The sequence below is a fragment of the Aeromicrobium sp. genome (assembly GCF_014378035.1).
GTDB lineage: Bacteria > Actinomycetota > Actinomycetes > Propionibacteriales > Nocardioidaceae > Aeromicrobium.
Genome location: NZ_JACMOM010000032.1, coordinates 1 through 8,030, shown reverse-complemented (window position 1 = coordinate 8,030; position 8,030 = coordinate 1). Strand labels below are relative to the sequence as shown.

Genomic DNA, 8,030 nt, shown 5'->3' with positions numbered 1-8,030 from the left:
GTCGCCCGGCCTGTGAACCCGCCGCTATGGCACAATCCCGCATGTGAATCCCACCCCGCCGTTGCCGTGGTGGCGAGTCAGCACCTGGATCGGTGAGCCACTCACCCGCCGCCAGCATGTGATCGCGGGCGCCGCGCTGATGATCGTGGCGCAAACCGCACTGCGAGCTTGGGCCGTGTTCGGCAGCTGGTTCTACAGCGACGACTTCATCTTTCTGGAGGACGCGCTCAAGCACGACCTGACCCTGTCCTTCCTCTTCCGCCCCCACGACAGCCACCTGATGCCACCCGGGATCGCGATCTCCTGGGTCGTTGCGCACGCGGGCCCGTACAACTGGGGGCTCGCAGCGACGATCACGGTCGTGCTGCAACTTCTCGCGAGCCTGGCCTGCCTGCGAATGCTCACTAATCTGTTCGGATTCCGGCTACGGGTCCTCGTGCCACTGGCGTTCTACCTGTTCTCGACGATGTCCCTCGACGGCGTGATCTGGTGGTCCGCAGCGCTCAATACCCTTCCGTTGCAGCTCGGGTTCTTCCTCGCAGTGACCGCCGCCGTCAGCTACTTCCGGACCCGCACCCTCGGCTCGCTAGTGGCAACTTGGGCCGCGTTCGCGTTCGGGGTGCTCGCCGACCCCCGCGGGATGTTGATCCTCTTGACCGTGGTCCTGCTAGCGGTCGGCTTCTTCGCAACCGGGCGCTGGTGGAAACGGCCCTGGACCGCGTTCCGTACCTGGTGGACGCTGTGGACGCCGCTGCTCGTCCTCGGCATCGGCTACCTCGCGCTCTACCGCCATTTAACCCCGTCCCCCGTCACCACGGACGCGTCCACGCAGCTCGGCGGCACCGCCGCCACAATGCTTGGGACATCCTTCTTGACTTCGATCGTGGGTGGACCATGGAGATGGGACAACTCGAACCCGCCGATGGGGGCAGTCGACCCATTTGGCACTCTCAGGGTCGTCGCTGCAGTCGTCGTCGTCGTCGCGCTGGCATACGCATTGCACCGCTCCCCGTTGGCGACGATCGCGGCGGGACTAATCCTTGCTGTCCACCTGGGAATCACGTTCGTCGGCCTCGCGCTCGGACGTGCGACCCAGATCGGAGCCGGGGCCGGTCTGCTAATGCGCTTCCTCGCCGACTCCACGCCGGTCGTGACCCTGACGCTCGGGCTCGTCATCATGGGGGCAGCCGGCGCCACCATCAGGCCCCACGAGCAGCAGTTCTCGAAACTAACCCGCCCGCGCCGCGTGGTCGCGAGCTCAACCCTCGCGGCCGTCGTCCTCGGCGCGGTCACGAGCACGGCTCTATACGCGCGCAACTGGCATGAGGACTACCCAGCTCGCGCCTTCGTGGTCAACGCCCGCGACTCGCTCCAGCGCGATCCCGCGACAGTGGCGGACATCCCCGTGCCAGAGATCGTGCAGGCCGCCACCTCGTTCCCCTACAACTTGCCGTCGCGGCTGCTCTACCCGTTGCGCAAGCAGCTCGACACCGCAACGTCCGCCAACGACCTCCAGGTGCTCGACGCGCAGGGCTTCCACCGGCAAGCCGAGGTCCCGATCGCCATCACCGCCCCCCGCGGGCCCCAGCGGGACTGCGGCTACCCGATCGACAGCACTCCCACCACGATCGGCTTGCCGCAGCGCAACAACGCCGACTTCTGGTGGACTACGATGTCTTATATTTCGGGAGGACCTTCGACGATCGAGGTTCGGGCCGATCAGCGGGTCGTGGCGACGATGCAGGTCGAGCCCGGCACCCACACGTACTTTATCCAAGGCGAGAAGCCCTACGGCAGCCTGACGTTGCGTAGCCTGACTGAGACGACGACCTGCGTCGACGTCATCACAATCGGCGACACCATCGTGCCGGCACCCTGAGGACCTACATGACCACCGCACGGCACACCTACCCCGGGCTCGACTCACTTCGCGCCCTGGCAGCCCTCGCCGTCCTCACCACACACGTGTCGTTCTACTCCGGCGGCTACTCGACTAGCCTCGTCGGCACAGCGCTGGCCCGGCTAGACGTGGGCGTCGCGATCTTCTTCGTACTGTCCGGATTCCTGCTCGGTCGTCCCTACGTCGCCGCTGCGATCCGCGGAGGCCGAACAGACTCGGCAGCTCGCTACTTGTGGAAACGCGCGCTGCGCATCCTGCCCGTCTACTGGGTGAGCGTCACGGTGGCGTTGGTGGTGTTCGCCGCTAACCGCGAAATGCCCGTCTCCCGATGGCTGACCAACCTCTCATTGACCGACGTCTTCTTATCCGACGCGCTCCCCTCGGGACTAACCCAGATGTGGAGCCTGTCGATCGAGGCGGCGTTCTACCTCGCACTTCCGCTGCTGTTCTGGGTGGGCGCGCGGGCCGTGCGCGGTCAATGGACGTCGCGTCGCCTCTACATCGCGACGGCACTGCTCGGTGCGCTGAACATCGCTTGGGTCGCCCTCTCGGGCAGCTTGCTGAAGCCGCTCTTTGAGGCGACGGCCTGGTGGCTGCCGTCCTACTTCCTCTGGTTCGCCCTCGGGATCGCACTCGCAGTCGCCGCGACGACCCCGGAAGGCTCACCGTCGCGAATATCGTCGGCCCTGCGTGCCGTGGCACTCAACCCGGGCACGTGCTGGACGGCAGCCGGTGCGCTATTTCTCGTCGCCTGTACCCCTCTCGCGGGACCCGTACAGCTCGCGCTGCTGACCCGGGACCAGTCCGTGGCGAAGCTTGTGCTGTACGGTGCTGTCGCGGCCCTGATCGTACTGCCCAGCGCGCTCGGCGACGACTCCAACCGCTACGGCAAGGTCCTTGCCGCCCCGGTGCTGCGGCACCTCGGCCACGTGTCCTACTGCCTGTTCTGCTGCCACCAGACGATTCTGCTGCTCGTCGCCGACCATGGGGGCTTCGTACTCTTCGGAGGCGACGGCCTGCGCTTCTTCGCCGTTACCCTTCTCCTGAGCCTACTCGCCGCCGAGGCGCTGCACTGGCTAGTCGAGCGCCCGGTTCAGCGCTGGCGCACTTGGGGCGGCGATCCGAGCCGGGAGATCATCACCCCCAACGACACCGCAACCAGGACCTGAGGGAAGGCCGAGTCACCGAACCAAGTGTGCGGACCCGCCCATGGCCTCAACGCCGCCCAACTGCCCGCGACCACGATCGGGAGGCCTGCGAGCCAGGACAGATCCGCACGGCGCGTGCGACTGGCGCCCTCCGCGACGACCAGTCCAACGGCCGCGGCTCCGGCGCACAGCGGGCTGGCCGCCAGCAGGAGCGCCAGGAGCAGCCCCACGGACAGCATGGCTCCGCGCGGCGCGCGAACATCTCCGGGAGGCAGGACGCGTCGCCCCCAGCGGGCGAGGACGAGGCCGAGTAGGCCCAGCAGCCCGATCAGCCCCACGAGCAGACCGACGCGGTAGGTCGAGTCGGGGGCGAAGCGCGTAACGACCTCGGTGCCGTCGGCGGCAGGCAGGCGCCACCCCTGCTGCCATCCGTTGAGCACGACCGGGCTGAGCTCTGACCCGTCCGCCGTCGCCTGCCACCCCGGGTTGGAGTTGTGAGTCGTCGTGACCAGCGAGTCCTGACCGGTCCGACGAACGCTCACGTCGTCGCCCGGCGAGGACGCCGGCACGAAGGAGGCGATGTCGGGGGCGGCCGTGTGCGAAAGCAACAGTTGCGTAGGCCGAAAGGCGTCCGTGCCAAGCACTGTGACACGGTGCTTCCCGGCGACGAGTTCGACGTCACGCACCCCGCAGAGCCTGACATCGAAATCGGCGCCTTCCACGCTAGCCTGGGGCGATGCCGTGACACGCGACCGGTAGGTCGTGCCATCGACGCTTACCGACGGCCCAGTGCCACAGGGCAGCGTGACGGGTGTCGTCGAGAGCACCATCGGGAGCAGGTCGACCTGCGGCAGGCGAATCTCGCTGACGCCCACCGGGAGGGGCTGCCCGAAGCCTCGGTAGTCGACGCTCAGGCGCGCTGGCCCGGGCGTGAGACGCACCTGCAAGGAGTCGGTCCGCACGGCGGGGAACGTCGCCTCGCCGTCGACGAACGAGACGTCGCGGGTCGAGCCGTCGCCGAACGTCAGGGTCGCGGCCCGGGGTGCCGTCGCTGGCAGGCCTTTCGACGAGGTGACCTGCATCCGGGAGATCGAGCGCTTGCCGACCCACCGCAATGTCAGCGTCGGCGTCGGGTCGTCGGGGGACGCCACCCATCCCGTGCTGGCCCGGCCGTCGATCGCCATGACCGGACTAGCCTGCGGACTAGCGACGACGCGCGAACTGCTGTTGATCGTGATCAGCCGCCCACGCTGGACGAGGGCGTCGAGGGAGGCGGTGCCCCGAGCCGTGGCACGCAGCCGAGGCTCGTACGTCGCCGTCACCGACGTTGTGAAGACCCGATCGATGGTCCGACCGTCCTCACCCGCGCCGACCTTGTCCCTGCCGCACCGAAGCTGACCGTCGATCGTAAGGCATCCGCGGGTGTAGCCCTCGCCGGTGTCCATCAGGATGCGGTCCGGAGCACCCCAGTTCGTTGGCACGGTCGGCATGACCATGGGCCGTGCGACGGCCTTGCCGGTCCAGGTGACGTCAGAGACGGCGAGCGGAGCGTCGAGCGAGGACACACCGGAGATGCGCAGCTTGCGGACAGTGCCGACGTCGAACGCAACCTTCGTACCACCCTGCGCCGTCGTTCGGGAGGTGCCGGTCGCTGTCGTCACGGTGATCCTGCGCTGGTCGGAGGACGGTAGACCCAATGTGACGTCGACCCGCCCGAGATCGGTGGGGCGGTTGAAGTCAATCTCGACCCACGATGTCTTGCCCGCGTCCTTGGTGGACGCGTGCCACGAAGTGTCGGGATCATTGTCGAATGCAGCCCAGGCGTTCTGCTCGATGCGGGTGAAGGGGAGGACATCGACAGACGATTGCGCGGATGACGCACCCACGCGCGACGCACCCTCGAGACGCGGGACCGTCAGCCATGGCTGGATCTTGGCTGAGTCGTACTGGTGGACCGGTCGGTCCACCGTGTAGGGATCGCCCGGCGAGAGCGAACTCGACCGGTTGTGGTTGACGGTTCCGAAGCCGGCTTCTTGGCGCCGGGTCCCGTCGGTCAGGAGATAGAAGTCCGGGGTCTGACCGACGGGCTGGTCGTCGGCCAGAACCGTTTGGGTGCCTCGTGTCACCCCGAGACGGTCCAGGGTCATGAGGCTCTTGGCATCACCGACGAGCACAGGGGTGTCCGCCGCGAGCTGGGTCGTGGCGGACGCGACACCCGGCACGTCGAAGATCTCGACGGCGGGGTGCGACGACTGCCAGCCGTCGTTGACGATCGCGCCGCGGCCTTTGCGAGTCGGGAGATAAGGGTCGCCGCCGACCTGCGGTCCGAAGGATGCTGCCGAGGTCAGCTCCGGGGTAGAGCGCAGGGTTGCGTAGACCAACTCCGGGTCGACGATGTCCTTGGTCTTGTCGAGATCATTGCGAACGACGAGGTGTGTGATGCCTGCGCGTCGTAGCGTGGCATAGAACCCAGGGCCACCTTGGCCCGTCGTCAATGTCGCGGAGATTGCGTCGAGCATCTCGATATTTCCCCCCGGGGCCAGTGGGATCAGGTTGCGAACAGCCCACGACGACTTCGCGAGAGGCTGTAAAGGCTCGTCACCGGTGCGCCCCCACGCGTAGTCAGCAAATCCTGAGGCCGGGAGCAGGAGAGCCGTGCCGTCGTCATGCTGCGCCAGCCAGTCGGCGGTGTCCCGCCAGTAGCCGGGGATCTCCGTGACCGAACCGCGGTTGGCGAGGTGCCCAGTCCAAGCCGGCGACGACGCACCGAACACCGAAACGACGGCCAGCAGGCTGACCCCGACCGCCAAGAGGTTGCGTCGGGGCATCTCGGCAGACTCGCGCTCTACGTCGGTGCGGGAGAGCACGTCGACGAGGTGCGCCATGCCCATCACAAGTGGGATGCGGACGACGACCTCGAACTTGTGGGTATTGCGAAGTGGTGCGAGTGCGCCGTCAAGCAGGTCGCGGACCTGTGGTGCCAGCCCGCCGCTGGCCGCGCCGTCGTGGGACGCAGCGACCAGCACGACACCGGTCACCACTCCCGATACGAGGAACCGGCGGTAGGGCAGGTCCCGCCGGGCCAAGCCCACAAGTCCCAGCGCTGTCACGATCGCGCCGTTCAGAATCAGGATCGGTGTAGTTACGAGGTTGTTCCCCGCCACGGACGCCGGGTCGATATAGGCAACCCAGTTGACCGTGCCGCGCAGGACGTCGAACAGGTCGGTCGCGAAGGCCGTGACCGACGCGGTCTCGATGTAGTCGAGAAACGGCGGACTGTAGCGCCCAAGAAGCATCAGCGGGATCAGCCACCACAGCGTCCCTAACACCACAAGGGGGGGCCACCACCGCACGAGGGCGCGGCGACGTGGTCCGCGCGATGCAACGAGGATCCACAGCGCGCCGAGCGGTAACACGGCTGCCGTTGCGGCGGCGTTGGCTCCTCCGGCCGCGACCACCGCCAGGGGCGACAGCGCAGCGTGACGCCTGGCTGCCCCTCGCTGAATCGCCAGGACGAGTGGCACCAGCACCCACGGAGCCATTGCGGTGGGCCAGACCTCGATCGAGCTCGGCCCCAAGACCGTGATCAGGCGTGGCGACAGAGCGAAAGCTATGCCAGCGAGAATGCGGACCCACGGCGTGGCGATGCCAAGGAGCCCGCTGAGTTTGACCATGCCTAGGAATGCCACGGACAGCACGAACGCCCACCACAGGCGTTGCACGGCCCATGGCTCGAGCGAGACCGCATGTCCGGCAAGAAAGAATGGCCCCATGGGGAACAGATAGCCGTATGCCTGGTTCTGCAGCTGCCCGAAGGCGCCGTTCGGGTCCCACATCTGCAGGGCACGCTCGAGAAAGCGCCCGGGGTCGATCGCGAGGTCCAGCTTGGTGTCTGTCACGAGGCGTCCGGGTTGCTGCAGGAACGCAACGGCAGTCAGGACGAAACAGACCGCGAGGAGTCGGAAACGGTGGACGATGGTGTGGTCGTTCACCGCTTCCTCAGCACGATCGCGAGGTTCCAGGTCACGACCTCGCGAAGCACCGGGACCCGAAGGACCCACCACGCCCACCGCGGCAGGTAGCGAGGTATCACCGCGACGACCTCTGCTGCGGTCTGCTCCTTCGACCACCAAAGTCCACCACGGGCCGTCACGGCGTACAACGACGTGCCGAAGACATTCTTGGGCGGATGGCCGTGCTTCTTCTCGTAGCGCCGCGCGGCGCGGTGCCCGCCAAGGAAGTGCCACGGCGCGGTCTCGTGGCCGCCCCACGGTCCCCACCACAAGGTGTAGGAGAGGAAGACGAGCCCACCCGACTGGGTGACGCGGACCATCTCGTCGGCCATGGTCCAGGGCTCGCTGACGTGCTCGAGCACGTTGGAGGAGTAAGTGACTCCGAAGCTGTTGTCGGCGAACGGCAGCTGCATGCCGCTGCCGAGAACCGTGCCGGCCATCGGTTCGCCGAGCCCGGACAGCTCGCCAAGATCGGCGTCCAATGGGGTGTAAGTCGCTCCGGCGGCCCGGAACGCGTCGGCGAAGTAGCCCGGACCGCCCCCGACATCCAGCACCCACTGGCCACTGAGGGGAGCGTAGGTGCCGATCTGGTCGACCGAGTCCTGCGCCAGGGTGCCGTAGAAGTGGTCAGGATCAGTCTGCTCGACACCGAACGCCCGGAACAACCGCCAGGATCGTCGCAAAGTAGGACGAAAGGGCAGGTCAGGCACGCGAGAACAGTACCTGAGCGGTGGTCCACCCCCTTGATAGGATCAGTCCGTGGCGTTGAGGGACGCCGCATCTCGTGCCTGCACGCGCGCAGAGGTAGAAGCCGGACGTGGGCCGGTACACAAGGGAGGATCCGACCTCGGTCGGAGCACGGCATGCACGTACTTTTCTGTAACTGGCGCGACACCAAGAACCCCGAGGGAGGCGGTTCCGAGCGTTACGTCGAGAACATGGCTCGAGGGCTCGTCGAGCAGGGCCATC

4 protein-coding genes are annotated in these 8,030 nt (G+C 67.1%); 2 read left to right on the top strand and 2 right to left on the bottom strand.

All coding sequences use genetic code 11. The annotated features are described in order from the left end of the window. Window positions 1-43: 43 nt before the first annotated feature. Window positions 44-1,879 carry a hypothetical protein gene (locus H7290_RS02120; protein WP_290512366.1) on the top strand — a complete coding sequence of 612 codons (1,836 nt, stop codon included), beginning with the start codon at window positions 44-46 and terminating at the stop codon, window positions 1,877-1,879. An 8-nt stretch (window positions 1,880-1,887) separates the two neighbouring features. Next, entirely contained in the window at window positions 1,888-3,069 is a 1,182-nt protein-coding gene (locus H7290_RS02115; protein ID WP_290512365.1) for an acyltransferase, read from the top strand. Here H7290_RS02115 and H7290_RS02110 read toward each other — a convergent pair. Beyond that, window positions 2,994-7,040 carry an alpha-(1->3)-arabinofuranosyltransferase family protein gene (locus H7290_RS02110; protein ID WP_290512364.1) on the bottom strand — a complete coding sequence of 1,349 codons (4,047 nt, stop codon included), beginning with the start codon at window positions 7,038-7,040 and terminating at the stop codon, window positions 2,994-2,996. The two genes, H7290_RS02115 and H7290_RS02110, sit on opposite strands and share 76 nt — an antisense overlap. Then, window positions 7,037-7,771: a class I SAM-dependent methyltransferase gene (locus tag H7290_RS02105; RefSeq protein ID WP_290512363.1), complete on the bottom strand. Its 735-nt coding sequence runs from the start codon at window positions 7,769-7,771 to the stop codon at window positions 7,037-7,039. The genes H7290_RS02110 and H7290_RS02105 overlap by 4 nt, the downstream gene beginning before the upstream one ends. Window positions 7,772-8,030 lie beyond the last annotated feature (259 nt).

Coding starts and splice junctions, on each gene's coding strand:
- H7290_RS02115 (WP_290512365.1), top strand. CDS start 1,888: ATGACCACCGCACGGCACACCTACCCCGGGCTCGACTCACTTCGCGCC.